The organism is Variovorax robiniae (assembly GCF_037889955.1).
In the GTDB taxonomy this organism is placed as follows: Bacteria; Pseudomonadota; Gammaproteobacteria; order Burkholderiales; family Burkholderiaceae_C; genus Variovorax; species Variovorax robiniae.
Window position 1 is genome coordinate 1 of record NZ_JBBKZS010000020.1, and the last position, 17677, is coordinate 17677.

General features: G+C 64.0%; 11 protein-coding genes, 2 pseudogenes and 1 other annotated feature. Of the genes and pseudogenes, 8 read left to right on the top strand and 5 right to left on the bottom strand.

Going from position 1 to position 17677, the window contains the following annotated elements; genetic code table 11:
• The 8 genes from WKW79_RS29615 to WKW79_RS29645 all read left to right on the top strand — a co-directional run.
• On the top strand, nucleotides 1-679 hold a 679-nt coding region (locus WKW79_RS29615), incomplete at its 5' end, for a GntR family transcriptional regulator (RefSeq protein WP_340338820.1).
• Between the two features lie 139 nt (nucleotides 680-818).
• Nucleotides 819-1274, top strand: a complete 456-nt coding sequence (locus tag WKW79_RS37090; RefSeq protein ID WP_422823981.1) for a lipocalin family protein — start codon at nucleotides 819-821, stop codon at nucleotides 1272-1274.
• Between the two features lie 437 nt (nucleotides 1275-1711).
• Nucleotides 1712-2557, top strand: a complete 846-nt coding sequence (locus tag WKW79_RS29620; RefSeq protein WP_340338902.1) for an STAS domain-containing protein — start codon at nucleotides 1712-1714, stop codon at nucleotides 2555-2557.
• A gap of 14 nt (nucleotides 2558-2571) precedes the next feature.
• Entirely contained in the window at nucleotides 2572-2946 is a 375-nt protein-coding gene (locus tag WKW79_RS29625) for an STAS domain-containing protein (RefSeq protein WP_340338821.1), read from the top strand.
• Nucleotides 2936-3340, top strand: a complete 405-nt coding sequence (locus tag WKW79_RS29630) for an anti-sigma regulatory factor (RefSeq protein ID WP_340338822.1) — start codon at nucleotides 2936-2938, stop codon at nucleotides 3338-3340. The genes WKW79_RS29625 and WKW79_RS29630 overlap by 11 nt, the downstream gene beginning before the upstream one ends.
• The gene (locus tag WKW79_RS29635; protein WP_340338823.1) at nucleotides 3331-4356 is read left to right on the top strand and encodes an ATP-binding protein; all 1026 of its coding nucleotides are present in this window, start codon (nucleotides 3331-3333) and stop codon (nucleotides 4354-4356) included. Before WKW79_RS29630 ends, WKW79_RS29635 begins: the two co-directional genes overlap by 10 nt.
• A 3-nt stretch (nucleotides 4357-4359) precedes the next feature.
• A complete protein-coding gene (locus tag WKW79_RS29640) occupies nucleotides 4360-5229 on the top strand; it encodes a sensor histidine kinase (RefSeq protein WP_340338824.1) in 870 nt (289 codons plus the stop codon).
• A 2-nt stretch (nucleotides 5230-5231) separates the two neighbouring features.
• A complete protein-coding gene (locus WKW79_RS29645; protein WP_340338825.1) occupies nucleotides 5232-7217 on the top strand; it encodes a hybrid sensor histidine kinase/response regulator in 1986 nt (661 codons plus the stop codon).
• A gap of 721 nt (nucleotides 7218-7938) precedes the next feature.
• Here the strand turns inward: WKW79_RS29645 and WKW79_RS29650 are convergent.
• From WKW79_RS29650 to WKW79_RS29670, 5 genes and pseudogenes are all read right to left on the bottom strand, one after another.
• Nucleotides 7939-8512, bottom strand: a pseudogene (locus WKW79_RS29650) (transposase); the annotation flags it as partial.
• Nucleotides 8118-8234 (bottom strand) — a sequence feature (AL1L pseudoknot). It overlaps the preceding pseudogene by 117 nt.
• 47 nt (nucleotides 8513-8559) lie before the next feature.
• Nucleotides 8560-9216 (bottom strand): annotated as a pseudogene (locus WKW79_RS29655) (IS3 family transposase); the annotation flags it as partial.
• Between the two features lie 352 nt (nucleotides 9217-9568).
• Complete coding sequence (locus tag WKW79_RS29660) at nucleotides 9569-12829, bottom strand: autotransporter outer membrane beta-barrel domain-containing protein (RefSeq protein ID WP_340338826.1); 3261 nt, start codon at nucleotides 12827-12829, stop codon at nucleotides 9569-9571.
• 248 nt (nucleotides 12830-13077) lie between these two features.
• Nucleotides 13078-13305, bottom strand: a complete 228-nt coding sequence (locus WKW79_RS29665; RefSeq protein ID WP_340338827.1) for a hypothetical protein — start codon at nucleotides 13303-13305, stop codon at nucleotides 13078-13080.
• 630 nt (nucleotides 13306-13935) lie between these two features.
• Nucleotides 13936-17511 carry an autotransporter outer membrane beta-barrel domain-containing protein gene (locus WKW79_RS29670; RefSeq protein WP_340338828.1) on the bottom strand — a complete coding sequence of 1192 codons (3576 nt, stop codon included), beginning with the start codon at nucleotides 17509-17511 and terminating at the stop codon, nucleotides 13936-13938.
• Nucleotides 17512-17677 lie beyond the last annotated feature (166 nt).

Here is a 17677-nt window from a genome sequence, read left to right on the forward strand (position 1 = left end):
GCTCGCCAGGCTGCAGGCCGAAGGCTTGGTGGCCGGGGGTGGCCGGCGCACGGCGGCGGTCGCCGAGCCCGGATTGGGCGAGGCGCGCCAGGTCTTCGAAGTGCGCCGCGCATTGGAGCGTGAGGTGGTCCGCCTGGTGGCGCAGCGCTGGACGCCGGCCTTCGCGAAGCGCCTGCAGAAGATCGTGCAGGCCGAACAGGACGCACACGACGCCGGTGACCTGCGCGCCTCCAGCCGGCTGGCCGGCGACTTCCACACCGCGCTGGCGGAAATGGCCGACAACTTCCTGCTGATGCGTTTCATGTCCGAGGCCGTGTCGCGCTGCTCGCTGATCCTCGCGGTGCACGCCGGGCCGCATTCGAACGAATGCTCCATCCGGGAGCATGAAGACATCATCCGCCGCTTCGGTTCGGGCAAGGTCGAGGAGGTGATGGCTGCGATGGATACGCATATCGCGGAAATCGCGCGCCAGGCATTGACGCCTGCCGATACGCCCGAGACTCACGAGGGACTGACGGGAGTGCTGGCCAAATATGCGCTAGCCGTGCGCGGGGAACGTCCTGCGCCGCCGGGGAGAAATGGTGTCGCAGCGACGGCGTCGCGACCAAGGCGCACTGCGACATCTTCCGTACAGTCGCCGCGCTCCGACTCATCAGAAGACTCTGCGCGAAGCTGCTGAACAGGCGGGTCCATGAAGGGCTCGGACTCTCAGACGCAGTATTTGGTTCTGTCGCAGTAGGGCCAGGTTGGTACCCTGAAGGTCAAATGATGCCAGCTAGGAAGACCGTGATCAGGCTGCGCCTCCCGCGGTAGACCTGATCAGCTACATGGGCGAGTGGCATCAGGTGGCGCACATTCCAAATTGGTTCCAACGCAAGTGTGTGTCGGGTGCAAAAGCTTCCTACCGTCGGCTTGCATCGGGGCAGGTTGCGGTCCGCAATGAGTGCCGTACGAAGTCTGGCTTGGAATCCGTTGCAGGCGTTGCGCGGCCTCGGTCGGGTGTAGTAGTCGATTCGGGGCAGTTGCGGCCTACATTGCTGGAGGTCGCCTTTGTACCTAGTTGGCTTCGGTGGGCACCGCTGTTTTGGGCCAACTACGACATCGTTTATCTGTCGCCGGATCAGCATCTGGCAACTGTCACGGAGCCTTCGCGCAGCTACATGTGGGTGTTGTCGCGGACCAGCTCTATCGCAGAGAGCGAATGGAATCTGGTCGAGCGTCGTTTGAGGGAACTGGGCTTTCAGCGCGATCAGTGGGTGAGAGATGCTGTTTAAAGACGCGGCGCTCGCGTCGGGCCCTACCGGGTCAAGGCCGCCGATTCGATCCCGATATCGCACAACAACATGCCGGATCGGGCCGACGAACCTCGCCCAGCTGAAGCTCTGCTTTCTTTGTTTTCGCTTGAGGCGTTCCGCGGGAGTCCACGCCGAGGAGAGCACTGCAAGCCCGACCAAGGGCGAAACTTCGTCATCCCAACGACTAGAACTATGTGGCTCCTCACGCAGGGTCGAATGCTTGCATAAAGTTGCGAACGCGCAGGCTGTCCGTGGGAATGGGCCTACGTGAAGACGCGCTTCCCTTGCTACCATTGAAAGCGGTACGCACGAATGCCGCGGGTACGATCAGTCAATTGAAAGCGCATCCGCAAGGTCCGCCATTTCTTCACGAGGTCCGGCCCTTTCACGGGCGACTTCAAATACCAAGGACCCCAATGAATAACGACTACGCGGCGTTGCTGAACACTGTGCGCGAAGAAGAGAACAGTGTCGTCGCGGCCTGGCTCAATGAAGCGCAAGTCGACGAACCCGGTGCGCGTCGGGCTGCGCAAGCCGAGGCCGCCGATATCGTGAGGCATTTGCGCGAAGGCTTGCAAACCGGCGTCGATCCGGCGCGCTTGGATAGCAGCGGGTGGGCTGGTTTGCGCGAGACACTGACGGGTCTCTCGAAGTCGCGTGCGGCCAAGGGCCAAACTGCAGCCGATACCAGCCTGTTCGTGCTCGCGTTCAAGAAGCCTTTGTTTGCGGCCATCCAGCGCCGTCTGGGTGCCGACGCCGCTGCCATGTCCAATGCGCTGTGGACGGTGTCGACCGTTGTCGACGCGCTCGCGCAGCACACGGTCGGCGCGTTCCAGCAAGCGCGCGAGGAGATCATTCGGCGCCAGCAGGAAGAACTGCTCGAACTCTCCACCCCGGTCGTCAAGCTGTGGGACGGCGTGCTCGCCGTGCCGATGATCGGCACGCTGGACAGCAGCCGCACGCAATTGGTGATGGAAGCGCTCTTGCAGAAAATTGTGGAGACCGGCTGCGAACTCGCCATCATCGACATCACGGGCGTACCGACGGTCGACACGCTGGTGGCGCAGCACCTGCTGAAGACGGTGACGGCCATCCGGCTCATGGGCGCCGACTGCATCATCAGCGGCATCCGCCCGCAGATCGCGCAGACCATCGTGCACCTGGGCATCGACCTGCAAGGCGTGCGCACCAAGGCCACGCTGGCAGATGCGCTGGCGCTCGCTCTGAAGCAGACCGGCTGGCGCGTGTCGCGCGACAATTGAACGGGCGGCACGTAATGGACCGAATTCCCATTCTTCGCATGGGCGACACCTTGCTGGTGACGATTCAGGTCGACATGCAGGACCAGACCGCTCTTACGCTGCAGGACGAGCTTGCCGACCAGATCGCGAAGACTGGCGCCTCGGGCGTGATGATCGACATCTCAGCGCTGGAGATCGTCGACTCCTTCGTCGGCAGGATGCTCACCAGCATCTCGGGCATTGCCCACATCCTGTCGGCGACCACGGTGGTCGTCGGCATGCAGCCGGCGGTGGCGATCACGCTGGTCGAGTTGGGGCTGTCACTGGAGGGCGTCAAAACAGCGCTCAATGTCGAGCGTGGCATGGAACTTCTTTGCCGTACCCGGCTGGAGAACGTCCTTGGCCGCTGAACCCAGAGGCACGCTGCCGCTGCTCGATGAGCAGAACATCGTTGCATGCCGACAGGTGACGCGCGCGCTGTGCCAGGAGCTGAAGCTCTCGCTCGTCGACCAGACCAAGATGATCACGGCCGCCAGTGAGTTGTCGCGCAACACGTTGATCCACGGCGGCGGCGGGCGCATGCGCTGGGAGTTGGCCGAGCGGAACGGGCGGCGCGGGCTGGTGCTGCATTTCGAGGACGAGGGCCCCGGCATTGCGGACATCGCGCTGGCGATGAGCGACGGCTGGACCAGCGGCAAAGGGATGGGCCTCGGCCTACCGGGCAGCAAGCGACTTGTGAACGAATTCGAGCTTTCATCAACGCCGGGGCAGGGCACCCGGGTAAGCATTACCAAGTGGAAGTAGCCGTCATCACGGGCTGGACGCACAAGGCCTTTCCGATGGACGACGCCAGCTGCGTGGGCGAGGCGCGTCGGCACGCGGCAAACGCCGCTGCCGACATGGGCTGGGGGGAAGTTGATGCCGGGCGCCTTGCGTTGGTCGTCACCGAACTGGGTACCAACCTGCAGCGCCATGCGAAGCACGGAAGGCTGTTGATCGCGGTCCGTGCGCAAGCCTGTGCGGTGGAGGTGATCTCAATCGATGAAGGCCCCGGCATTCCGGACATCGCGCTCGCGCTGCAGGACGGCCATTCCTCGGGAAGCACGCCCGGCACGGGGCTTGGCGCGGTGCGCCGCCTGGCGAGCGAGTTCGACATGCATTCCGCGGTGCCGGACGGCACCGTGAGCGTGGCGCGGGTGCGTCCCTCTGCAGCGGGATTTGCCCACGGGTCCGCCATGGCGTTGCAGATCGGCGCGATCTGCCTACCCGCGCCGTACGAAACGGTGTGCGGCGATGCCTGGGCAGTTGCGATTCACGGTGGGCAGACCTCCGTGCTGGTGGCCGATGGGTTGGGGCACGGCCCCGATGCGGCCAAGGCGTCGCAAGCCGCGCTCGGCGCCTTTGCATCAGCGCCGGAGGCCGACGTGTGCGACACCGTGCAGCGTGTGCATCGCGAGCTGCGGACAACCCGTGGGGCGGCCGTGCTTGCGCTGCGCGTCGCCATGGACAACAACACCGTCACTTACAGCGGTGCGGGCAACATCGCAGGCCGCGTGCTGTCGGGTGTGTTCGACAAATCGCTCATCACCCAACACGGCACCGCCGGCGTGCAGATCCGAAAGCCGCAGGCCACCTCGCTCGAGCTTCCGGCGCATGCCCTGGTGATCTTGCACAGCGACGGCATCGCGACACGCTGGACGGTCGAACACGTTCGCCCTCTGCTTCAAAAGGACCCAACGCTGTTAGCGGCGGTTCTTTTGCGCGACCACACACGTCACCGCGACGATGCCACCGTCGTGGTGATCCGCCCAAGGGAATAAGCGATGAACAGCACCGGCGTTGCCGATGGAGAAGAAGCGCTGGCCGCGTGCCGGCGCGAAGTCGACGAACTCCGCGCGGAGCTCGAGGAGACCAACCGCGGGGTGGTGGCGCTTTACGCCGAACTCGACACGCAGGCCGAGGAACTCAGGAAAGCCACCGAACTCAAGAGCCGCTTCCTGGCCTACATGAGTCACGAGTTCCGCACGCCGATCAGCGCGATCCGCAGCATCGCGCGGCTGCTCAGCGACCGCGTCGACGGGCCCCTCGCGCCCGAGCAGGAGAAGCAGGTCGGCTTCATCGACACCACTGCATCCGAACTCGCCGAAATGGTTGATGACCTGCTCGACCTGGCGAAGATCGAGGCGGGCCGGATCGATATTTCGCCCGCCTGGTTCGAAATGGTCGACCTGTTCTCCGCGCTGCGCGGCATGTTCCGTCCGGTCCTGCACAACCCGGCCACCACGCTGATCTTCGAAGAGCCCGAGGGCCTGCCCAAGCTGTACACCGACGACCGCAAGCTCTCGCAGATTCTGCGCAACTTCATCTCCAACGCGCTCAAGTTCACCCCACGCGGTGAGGTCCGGGTGAGCGCGATGCGCGCGGGCGACGACGCGGTGAAGTTCTCCGTATCGGACACGGGTATTGGCATCGCGCCCGAGCACCATGCGGCGGTGTTCGACGATTTCTCGCAGGTCGACTCGCCTGTGCAGAAGCGGCTGCGCGGCACAGGGCTGGGCCTGTCGCTGAGTCGTCAGCTGGCCCTGCTGCTGGGCGGTCATGTCGAGGTCGCAAGCGAATTGGGCAAGGGCTCCGTGTTTTCCGTCACGCTGCCCGTGCAACTGCGGCGCCAGGATGCTGCGCGTTCGGAGTAAGTATGCCAGCCGAACCGCTCATCAACACGACCATCGACCGATCGCGCCATGTCGTGCTGGTGGTGGACGACAACCCCACCACTCGCTATGCGACCGCGCGCGTGATCCGCGCTGCGGGTTTCGAGACCCGGGAGGCGAGCACCGGCAGCGAGGCTTTGCAGCTGGCCACCCAACAGATTTCGGCCGTCGTACTCGACGTCCACCTGCCTGACCTCAGCGGCTTCGAGGTGTGCCGCGAACTGCGCATCAGGCCCGCGACCGCCACGTTGCCGGTGGTGCACTTATCAGCTACCTTTGTGCAAAACGCGGACAAGGTGGCCGGACTCAATGCCGGCGCGGATGCCTACCTGGTGCACCCGGTCGAACCGCCGGTGCTGATTGCCACACTGCAGGCGCTCATCCGCGCCCGCATGGCGGAAGAAAATCAGCGCAGCAGCGAAGCGCGGTTTCGCGCCATATACGCCCATGCGCCCACTGGCATGGCGCTGATCGATGCCGTCGGCCGGTTCGCCGATGTGAATCCGGCAATGGTCGCCATGCTCGGCAAATCGCGCGATGCGCTGATTGGCCGCTTGGTGAGCGACTTCGCGCCGGAGGAGTGGACGGGCTTCGTCAAGGAACACACCGCAGAAGCGCAGCCGCTGGTGACATCTTGGAAGGGCGAGTTCCCGCTGCTGCGCCAAGACGGTTCGTGGATCCGGCTGGACTGGACCACTTCGGCGGAGATTGAACCGGGCTTGCGCGTAGGCATCGCGCTGGATGTGTCCGAGCGCTTCGAGCTCGAGGCGCGCCGGCGCGAGGTGCTGGAGCGGGAGCAGGCCGCGCGCGCCGCCGCTGAGCGCCTGAGCCGAACCAAGGACGACTTCGTCGCCGTGCTGTCGCACGAACTGCGCAACCCGCTCAACGTGATCGGCGGTTGGATACACGCGCTCAAGGCAGGCAACCGCACGGCGGAACAGATGGAAAAGGGTCTGAACGCCATCGACCGCAGCGTGAAGGCACAGACGCGGCTGATCGCCGACATTCTTGACGTGTCGCGCATCAGTTCGGGCAAGTTGCGCCTGCATCGGGAGTGGGCGGATGCGCGTTCACTGGTGACGGCGGCCATCGAGGCGCTGGCCGCCCCCGCCGCAGCCAAGCGGCTGAGCATCGAGTTCGACCCGGACCAGGCGGACCCGCCCGCATGGCTCGACGCCACGCGCTTTCAGCAGATCGTCTGGAACCTGCTGTCGAATGCCATCAAGTTTTCCGTTGAAGGGGGGCGCATCGTCGTCGAGTTGCATCGCCGCGGCGATCAGCTCGTCCTGTCCGTGCAGGACTTCGGCCGCGGTATCAGCCAAGATTTTCTGCTGCAACTGTTCGATCGCTTTTCGCAAAGCGATTCGCCTGACAACCGCCACCATGGCGGCCTGGGCCTCGGCCTGTCGATCGTGAAGAACCTGGCCGAACTGCACGGGGGAAGCGTGTCGGCGCATAGCGAGGGCGAAGGCCAGGGCGCCAGGTTGCGTGTGGTGCTGTGCGTGGTGCCATCTGGCGAGGCGCCGGCAGCGCTGCTGGACACGGTTCTTGCCCGCGATGCGCAGCTCCCCATGCCGGTCGAACGCATGCTTGCCGGTCTCGACGTGATAGTGGTCGAGGACAACATTGACGCCATCGAGATCATGACGGTGGTGCTGTCTGATGCAGGCGCCATCGTGCGCCCGGGCAGCGACTTTGAAAGCGCGTTACATCTGTTCGACCAGAAATGGCCCGATGTGCTGGTCAGCGACATCGGCCTGCCGGGACGTGACGGCTACGACCTGATACGGGAAGTGCGCCAACGCGAGCATGCGCTGGGCAGGCCGCGGCTTTTCTGCGTGGCGCACACCGCCTTTACCCGGCCCCAAGACCACGCCAGGGCGACCGAAGCAGGATTCGATGCGCACTTGGGTAAGCCGCTGCAACCGCATGCGCTGCTGGCCCTCCTTGAAGGCCGGCCCATCCCGTGACAATTGATGCTGCATGCAACATGACGGTCAAGGGCACCCAAGTATGTCCTTGGCGCCCGACTCCTGGACGATCGCGCCCCATCGAACGCTGTCATCCCAAATTAGGCATGCGGGCGATGGCCGCATGTTCGGGCGCTCCGCGTCCACGATCAGCAGGGAACTGGAGCGCAACACGCTTGGCGACTTGCCCTACGCCTCGCACTCGACTCAAGCCTGTAGCCAGGGGCGACACCAGGCCGCGCGTGCGCCACGCAAGCTCGACATGCAAGGCGCACGCGGCAAGCTGTGTTGACCCTGCTGGACTGGCGCTGGTCTCCCCAGCAGATCGCGGTCTCCCTCGTCCCTTGACGGCGAACAGTTACGGACCGGTCAGATGTCGATGACCCGTCGCAAGTGTCCGTAGGACACGCTCCAGGACGCCTCGCCGGTACCGATGGTGGCGGTCTTGGGGTTGCTGCGGGTGATGACGCCCACGTGCGTCCGTGCGTCTGCAAATGGCGATCGGTGAAGGAGACCTTGTCGCCGCGCTCGAAGTCAGCGTGTGGGTTTCGGGGTTGCTGGAGGCGTGGGTGGTGTCGGCGGTGTTGCCGGGCTTTGCTGCGCTGCGGACTGGGGCGGCTCGATCGCTGCGTAGGGCAACTTCCACTTCACTCGCTGCTGCGTGTCATGCAACCATGCAACGTCACCTGCGCATCGCGCATCTCGATGATGCGCCCCTCACGCATCGCGCCACGGCCGTGCCTACGCGGCGCAGTTGCCGCCAGACCTTGTCGGCACCATAGACCCGCAGGTTCTGGTCGTAGACGCGTTGCACCTGCACCAGCAGCTCGCATCACGCTGGGCTCGCGCGGACAGCAGCGCCGGGTTGCGCTGGCGCGCCGCGTGGCGCCGGTATGCCGACGGGACGATCTGCAGCGCGCGGCAGATCGGCTCGACCCCGCAACGAGCGCGATACTCGTCAATGAAGGCGTTCATTTCTTGAGTTGGCGGTCGAACTCCGCCTGGGCGAAATACGCGCTGGCCAACTTCAGGATCTCATTGGTCTTACGCAGTTCGCGAACCTCGCGCTCGAGCTCCTTGATGCGCTGCTGTTCGACGCTGGTCGCGCCCGGCCGTACGCCGCTGTCGCGCTCGCCCTGGCGCACCCACTTGCGCAGCGTCTCGCCCGTGCAGCCGATCTTGCCGGCAATCGATTCGATCGCCGCCCACTGCGACGGGTACTGGTCCTTGGCGTCAAAGACCATGCGCACCGCGCGATCCATGACCTCGGGGGAAAACTTCGGTGACTTCCTCATCTTGGCTCCATTCTCAATCGAAGGAGCCTCCTCAAAATCCGGGGCGGTTCAGTCGCCCACACCTGGTTGGCGCAGTCGGTCTTCAGCCCGCGCAGTAGGTACGGATAGACCTTGTGGGTCGGGTGCCGTTTGCTCGTGTTGGGCTTGCGGTACAGCGCCTCGATGCCCATGCGCTGCATCAGCGTGGCCACGTGCCGGCGCCCGACCTCAAAGCCCTCGCGGTTATGCATGTCGCGCAGCATCCGGCTGCCCGCAAAGGGATGCGCCAGATGGATCATGTCGATGCGCTTCATCAGGCTCTGATCGGCCTGTGAGACGCCGCGCGGCAGGTAGTACACGTTCCCTCGGCTGATGCCCACCAACTCGGCTTGCCTCTTGAGCGGCAGGGTGTGATTGCGGTCGATCATCGCTTTGCGCTCAGCATGCCGGCCTTGATGAGCGCGCCGGATAAAAAATCGTTCTCCAAGGCTAGCTGCCCGATCTTGGCGTGCAGCTCCTTCAGATCGATCGCCGGCTGCGGTGTCGACTCCGCACCGAACACACTGGCGGCGCGTTCGAGCAACTGGTTCTTCCAATCGACGATCTGGTTAGGGTGCACATCGTGCAGCTTGGCCAGCTCCGCCAGCGTCTTCTCGCCCTTGATGGCCCAGCGCCACCTTGGCCTTGAACAGCGGTGAGTGATTACGGCGCGGTCTCTTGCTCATGATCTTCCTGCGTTCTCGAGCCCTCAGCCCGGGGTGATATGCACTTTGACCACTTATCGCCGTGTTCGAATTTCCGAGGCCATCTCTCCCCGCCTAATCACTGATGCTGAAGACTGACGTCATCTTGACGCCGTCAAGTCATGGGGGACAGCAGGACGCTCAAAAGCATTTCGGCAGCCTGCCAGGTTCCACATCGATCTCTCCCTTACATCCGCGCGTATTGGCCCGCGGACATCTTTTTTGGAAAGAGCGCTGGATCTCCCTCAGGGCAACCGAATTGACTAACGAGTCGGGCTCGATGAAGCGCTCTTGGCTATTTGCTCGAAGCTGCGCGCTATGCAGAGCGCAAGCTTCACCAAGTGTATTTGGCCCCCAGTCGTATGGTTGTGGCCTTGTAGCTCTGCGCGCCCCACTGGTAGCCCGCGTTGCCCCAGGCCGTCCAGCCTTTGGCCAGATCGGCATTGAGCCCCAGCTTCAGCTCGTAGCGGTCGCTCGGGTACATGGCATTGATCGCGATCTGGTTGAACACCTGCGTCGCGTTCGCGCTGTCGTGCCACCAGTTGAGCGTGAGGTACGGCTGCAGCTTGCGGCCATCCTCCCTCACCCACGTTCGATGAGTTCGCACGCCCAGTCGCGAGATCCAGCCACTGCCGTCGCGTCCGCTGATCTGCGTGCCGTTGGGCTCGGTGATGCTGTCTTCGTCGTACCTCACGTAGATGAGCTGCGCCTGCGGCTCCACCACCCAGTCGGTGCTGGCGATCTTCATCGCGTAGCCCGCCTCGCCCGACAGCGTGAGCGCCTTGGCGTCGTACTTCACCTCGGGCAGCAGATCGCCCTGCACCTTGTTCCTGAACCAGCCATAGGTGCCCCAGACATCGACGTAGGCGCCCAGCTTGTTTGAATCGTTCTGGTACCAGGTGCCGTAGGCCCCGATGCTCCAGCCATCGACCTTGCCATGGGCTTGGCGCGGGTTGTATTGCGCATTGGCGTCGCTCCTCGAGGAGCCGTAACCGAGCATGGCGCCCAGGTGCAGGCGGCCCGCGTCGCCGCCGACCTTCCAGCGTGCGATGTCGCCCCCACCCTGGATCAGCGTCTCGTCGGTATCGGCCGAAAAGATGCCGTCGGCTGAGGTGGCCTTGGTCTGCTTGTTGGCAATGCGCAGCCACCCCGAGCGCGGCGAGCTGTCCTGAGTGCTGAAGGCCTGTCCTTCGATGTATTGGGGCTCGCCTACGCGGTCGTGCAGGCTGTGCACGAACATGCCGCTGGCAGCCCGATGGTTGGACAAGTAGGCGCCGACCTCGGGGCGGTGCAGCGGGCGCGGCGCGGGCACGGGCGCAGGTGCAGGTGCAGGTGCGGGTGCAGGTGCAGGTGCAGGTGCAGGTGCAGGAGCGGGAGCGGGTGCAGGTGCAGGTGCAGGTGGCGGTGGCGGTGGCGGTGGCGGTGGCGGTGGCGGTGGCGGTGGCGGTGGCGGTGGCGGCGGCGGCGGCGGCGGCGGCGGGATGGGCGCCTCGCTGCGCAAATACCAGGCCTGAGGCGCAGTGCCGTCCTTGCTGCCGCGATAGAGCAAATACTCGTACGGCCCGGCGACAACCGCGTATTGCAATGCAAAGGCGTTCGCTGAGGTCGTTCCGCCGCTGACCGCGTCGACGACCTGGATGCCATTGCCTGAAGATACGATGCCCGGCCCGCCGTTGTTCGTGATGCGCAGGTAACTCTGGCCACTTGCCGCGCCGCCGTCGATCACAAGCTTGTCGGAGGGCGAGCCATCGCCGCCCAGGAAGCTGTTGAGCCCGATCACGCCCCCAGTGCCGGTATACGTTGAGACCTTTAGGTTCTTGTATGCCCCGCTGGAAGGCGCCGAGAAGAGAATCGAGCTGGCCTGATTCGTCAGGCTGCTCAGGTTCGAGTCGCCCGTCATCGTCCAGGTCGAACCGCCGGTCAGCGTGAGGTGGGAGGTGCTTCCCGCCTGCGTCACTGCCGCGCCCTGGAGTTGGGATGGGTCGATGGTGATTTCGGCGATCGCGGGGTTCGCCGCATCGGCGCTCCCCACTTGAAGCCAGACGCCGTTATTGGTGAGCGCGCGCGAGTTGTTGAATTCGATCTGCGCGGCGCCACCCTCCACGCGGATAGCGGACGCGGTTGTACTGTTCAGTGTGACGTTGGTGAGGCTTGCCGAGGACGATGCGCCAACAGGGCTGGTCAGGAACAGAGCGCTGGCGCCGGACCCGATGGCTGAGAGAGTCGAGTTCGATGCGCTGAGCGTGCCGCCGTTGCGCACGACGGCGGCATGGGCGTCCGGACCCGTAGTGCTCACCGTGCCGCCGCTGGCGTCGAGCCGCGCCGCGCTGCCCATGGCCTGTAAGCCGAAGGCGCTCGTCCCCCGGGTCTCGATTGTGGCGTTGTTGAAGTGAAGCTGTGCCGGGCCGCCAGCCCCAGCGACATCGCTCCCGGGCGCCGTGGTGCATAGCGCGGCGATCGAAGTCAGCGAGCAGGCCATGGCGCCATGCGCACCTTCCCCGGACGTGGCAATGCCGACACCTGTCAGCGTCACGTTCGAGGTTCCAGGAGTCGCCGGAGCCCCGGACCGGGCCAGCGCACCGAGCGCGTTCGCGCCACCTGTTGTGATGCGGCCACCTTGGTATTGCACCGTTCCGCCGGCATCCGCCAGCACGCCGTGGGCAAGGATTTGCGAGGTGATGATGGATACCGTCGTCGCCGTCAAGCGAGTGCTCTGACCTCTGGCAAGCAGTCCCGCATTCGCGCCGGTGACGGTGATGCTGCTGTTCTGGACGTCGGCCGGGGACCCTGAGGAGGCGGATACGCCGTTACCGACGCTGGTGATCGTGCCGTTGATGAAGCTGGCCTGCCCACCGTTTTCCACGTTCACACCATCGCCGGTGACGTTGACCGTCACGCCATCGCCGCTGACGACACTGGTGCCTTGACCGCCGCGCAGGCCGTAGTTGAAGATGCCGGCCACAGTGGTGATCGTGCCCCCGGTCATGCGAATCGTGCCCTGATCGGCGTTGGCGGCGACCGCGTTGCCGCCCGTCGCCCTCAAGGTGACATTGTTCGCGATGATCGTGCCGCCAGTGTCCGTACGCAAAGGACTCGACGCGCTGGTGATCGTGCCGCTTGTGATCGTGATCGTCGAACCCGCGGCCGCCCGTCCACCAAATGCGTTGAGGCCCGTCGTGTTGAGGTTGACGTTCGTGGCTGAGATACTCGACCCGATGCCCTCGGCGTCAAGGGCGTGGGCACCAGCCCCGGACGTGCTCGCCGCGAGGCTGCCGCTGAGAGTGATGGTGCCCCGGCTCAGCGCCGCTACTGCATGCGAGGCGGCTCCGCCCGTGGCCAGGGTCAGGGCTGAGCCCTCGATGATGCCGCCGTTGAGCGCGTAAAGCGCATAGCCTGCGGTCGGCGCGACCGTGCCCGTGTTGATCGTTCCACTTGCGGTTCGCATGGTGCCGTTCGCGATGATCTGCTGTGCGCCCGCAGCTACGGGAAGCAGGCAGAACAGCGACGCGGCCCACGTCGTGGACGAGGCGCGGCATCCGCCCGGATAAGCCTTGGGCCGACCGCCCGATGCAGCACGCGGTGAACGATTTGACATGGCACCTCACGTGAGTTGCCGGATTGCCGGCAAGCCGCGGAACTTTAGCAGTCACCGCCGCTTGCGGGAAGCGGGTGTCGGGGCACCTCGCGCGGGTAGCACGCCGTGCACCTGCTGTCTGATGCTGATGCAGCCGTCCAAGCGGAATCGTTGCCGCGACCGGCCTCGCGTGCTTGGCTGGGGCCCGGGCGCCCAGTTACCGAAGACACGAAGTCGCGCGGCCAGTTCAATGCTCAAGGCGGCGCCGATCATGAATTGCCGACCACCACGACGATGTGCCGGATGGTCTTGAAATCGATCTCCTTCTGAGCCCGACTTGCCTCGATTTCTTCGGGCGCCTCGATCACCCCGCGCAAGCCGAGCTTGTCAGCGAAGCCCCATTGACAGCGTGAAGGTAGGGCCTGTTCGCGCTGTCCGCGAAGGCCTTCATATCCGATAGCGAAGCAGGGCCCGGCCTGACGGCCGAGCCCGCCCAAGGGCAAACCCGCCCTGGCCCAGCAAGGCGTCGGCTTAACCAGTCGAATATGGGAACATCAACAACAAACGTTATCTGTTGCTCGACGGCCTTCGCTTCCATCGTCACTTGTAGTGCGCCGGGGCCCGACGCGAGCGAACAAGCGGAAGGAGCCACCGGTTCGGCGGCACATTTATCTGTGAGTCGGCGGGGGTCTACCGTGGGGCTCCGCGCACTTCGGCTGCGTCCCCATAGTTTGTTGGCCGACGGATTCAATGGGACATGAAGCAGGGCAATCCGCCGAGATGACCGAGGCTGGATCGTCGGGCTCTGCTATGGCAGGTCCAACTGCACTTTCGCAATCTGCTGGTGCGTCACGAGAGGCTCGAGCAGAGCTTCACCGTCCTCCAATACCTTGTCGCTGCCATCGACGCCTTCCGCACGATTGCTGCTGAAGCAAACACGGGCTCATGGATAAGCTCCTGGACTCTTGAACTCTCTTCCGCTGCGAGATGATCCAACTCGCCGCGCGGCTCGCTCTGCAGGACCTGTTGATGCCGTGGGGCACACCGTCAGTGCCGGTGGCCAGCAGGTAAAGCCGCGTCGACGCGTCGTGCGAGAACCGTTGTCGCGAGTGGCCGTGCCCCGTCAGCTACCAAGTGTATTTGGCGCCTAGGCGCAAGCTGGTGTTTTTATAGCTTTGGTTACCCCACTGGTAGCCAGCAATGCCCCAAGCCGTCCATCCCTTCGCGAGATCGGCATTGAGGCCGAGCTTGATCTCATAACGATTGCCAGGATAGAGGTTCTCCAGTACCACGGTGTTGAACTGCAGTTGGTTGTCGACCTTGTCATGCCACCAGCTGAAGGTCAGGTAGGGCTCCAGTTTGCGGCCATCATCACGCACCCATGTTCGATAGGTTCGCACGCCCAGCCGGGACGTCCATCCGCTGCCTTTGTTGCCGCTGATTCGCGTGCCGTTGGGCTCCGTTATGTCGTCTTCGTCGTACTTCACATATACGAGCTGTGCCTGCGGTTCAACCACCCAGTCGCTGCTGCCAATTTTGATGGCATAACCCGTCTCGCCCGACAGCGTCAACGCATTGGCGCTGTACTTGACCTCAGGCAGTCTGTCGCCCGAGACGGAATTGTTGAACCATCCGTAAGTACCCCAGACATCGACGTACGCCCCCAATTTATTGGCATCATTCTGGTACCAGGTTCCGTAGAGGCCGAGGCTCCAGCCCTCCACCTTGCCTCGGGCCTGGCGCGGATTGGCCTGGGCAGTTGCATCACTGCGTGAGGAGCCGTAGCCCAGCATCGCGCCAAGATGCAAGCGGCCCGTATCTCCACCCAAATGCCAGCGTGCAAGATCGCCCCCCCCTTGAATGAGGCTCGTGTCCGTCCTGACACCAAAGGTATCGTCCTTCGATGTGGCCTCGGTCCGCTTCTCTACCACGCGAAGCCAAGCCGACCGGCGTTTATCGTCCTGGTTGTCGAAAGTTTGCCCTTCGATCCATTGCGGTTCGCCCAGCCTGTCATGCAGGCTGTGCAGGAACATTGCGGCCGCTTGGCGCTGGTTGGACAGGTAGGCCGGAACCTCAGGCCTATATAGAGGCCTGACGACCGGAGGCAAAGGCGGGGGCGGAGTGGGTGCGGGTGCGGGTGCGGGTGCGGGTGCGGGTGCGGGTGCGGGTGCGGGTGCGGGAGCGGGTGCGGGTGCGGGTGCGGGTGCGGGAGCGGGTGCGGGTGCGGGTGCGGGTGCGGGTGCGGGTGCGGGTGCGGGTGCGGGAGCGGGTGCGGGTGCGGGAGCGGGAGCGGGAGCGGGAGCGGGAGCGGGAGCGGGAGCGGGAGCGGGTGCGGGTGCGGGTGCAGGTGCAGGTGCAGGTGCAGGTGCAGGTGCAGGTGCAGGTGCAGGTGCAGGTGCAGGTGCAGGTGCAGGTGCAGGTGCAGGTGGTGGTGGTGGTGGTGGTGGCGGTGGCGGTGGCACGACGACCTCGGAGCGCAAGTACCAGTTGCCGTTTGCAGGGTCTCCCCCATTTCGGGCATTGCCACCTTGATACAGCAGATATTCATATGGCCCTGCTACTGCCGCAGTCGCCAGCGTAAACATCCCAGCCGCACTGCCCGGCTTGTTAAGGACTTCGACCAACGCGATGCCGTCCCCGGACGTGACCGGCGCGCCCAGTCCGCCGACATTGACCACACTGATTCCAGTAGGGGCCGTGCCCAGGCGCGTTGCGTCGACCACCAGCATGTCCGAGATGCTGTTGTTGCCGCCCCCTGCATTCAGCACTGAATTGAGCCTGAGTGTGCCGCCATTGGACACAAAAACGCCGCCACCATCCGCCCCAGCTGTGTGACCTTTGGAGATAACGAGCACATCGCCAGCGCTTGGGTTCGTCGTCAGGTCGATGAGGCCGTTGTGATTAAAAGTCGCAACGCCCAAGATCTGTCCTTGGGTCGGACTGTGCAGTGCCATGGCATTGTTCGGATTGCCCAACGGCAAGTACTGGCCGATGTTGTCCAGAGTCGTCGCTGTGCCATCGTGGGTGAGCAAGGCCACAGTGCCGCTGTTGTTGATCACGTTGCCGGCCGCAGTGCCGAAGTCGCTCTTCGCCACCGCCAGCGTGTCGCGTACGCCGTTGCCGACCGTGTCCGACCAATTTCGCAAATTCCAGGTGCCAGCGTTCGACATGGATACTGGTGAAGTTGCCGCTGAAATGCTGCCGGTGATCGCGCCGCCCACGGCGTTGTTGACCGAGACATTGCTGACCCCACCTGTTGCATCGGTGGCCACCGCACGATCGCTGAGAGAACCGATCTGACCGCTGTTGACCAAGCTCTGGCTGGTGCCTCCCATAGCGACGCCAGCACCATTGGAAGCACCCGATACATTGCCTCCGACAGCATTGGTGACCTGCACCGCGCCACGCGTCGATTGCGAAAAGATGCCGTTCGCATTGCGGCCCGTCGCACTTGCCGTGCCGGAATTGATCACCGTCACGAGCCCGGTCGCACCAGCACCCGTTCCGATCACGGCGGAGGCAGCCCTAATCGCATCGGTGAAGAGCCCCTGCGCATTCACCGAGCCTGAGTTGTTGACGGTGACTGGGCCAGCGGCTCCAGCGCCGTTCGTGGTCGATACGGCCAAGATGCCATTGCTTGCATTGGCCGCTGTTGTACCACCTGCGGTCGCGATGGAACCCGAATTGTTGACGATGACTGCGCCGCCTGGGTTGTCTTGCGTGGAGCCGGAGGCGTTGATGCCGCGGCTCAAGATGCCGGACGTGGTGATGGCGCCGCTGTTGGTGATCTGCGCCTGCCCGAACCGGTTGGTCGACGTGATGCCGTCCGCGTTGTCGCCCACCGTGTTGATCTTGGCTGCCGTGCCGAGGTCAATTGTTCCGTTTTGAATGACCGTGGTGAGGATGCCCGCATTGGAAAACCCCTTGGAGCCCGACGCGAGGTTGTTGACCTCCACATCGACGCCCGAGCCGATTTGGCCAACGGCGACGCCGCTTCCGGTAAGCGACCGGATGATGATTCCGTTTCCCGCCATCACAGACAAGATGCCGGTGCTCTGCGACATGTCAAGGCTGGCCTTTCCACCGCGGACTGTCACTTCCACATCGTCATCGCCATTGCCATTGGTCGTCAGGTTATTGACACTGAAGTTGCCTTTGATAGTCGCTGTCGCGTTGCCGCTGCCGAACACGTTCACCAGTGCACCGCCGCCCTTGGCAGTCTGGATGGAAGTCGTGCCGTCGATGTTCAGGACGCCATTGACATTTGCGCCGCCCGTCGACACTAAGACGTTGATGCCGAGGCCGACGTTGCCAGCCCCGGTGGGCTGGTTTTTGTTGGTAATGATCGCGTCAGTCACATTGACCGTGATGGTGGCGTTCGAGGTCGCAGTGGTCGACGCAAGAATGGAGTCGATCGCGCTGGTGGTATTGGGCGTGGCAATGGTGACGGTAGTCGGTGACTTCGCCGTTACCGTGGCAGTCCCAGCGCTCGTGCAGGCGATGTTGTTGTACTGGAGCGCGCTGTTGGTCCCGCACCCCCCAGTCGGCAGTGCCTCGACTTGCGCCTGCGCGACCCCGCACCACGCTAGAGTAACTGCAAAAGCAGCCTGACTCATTGCGCTGGATTTGCGTTTGCCCCTGGCAAGCTCGGAAGCGACAACCCAAGACTGCGAACGATCATTCCAGACGATGCCGTAGATCAAGTTGGTGCTCCTCATGCACGGACATGCTGAGCGCGTCGAACGCACAGCCCAATTTTCGGCCCGGTTCCCTCTGACTATTCGCGCGATTCTGAACCGCCCCATACCCTATGGGCTTCATTTATTTGCAAGACTTTGTCAGGGGATCGCTACGCCATATTCGATGTTC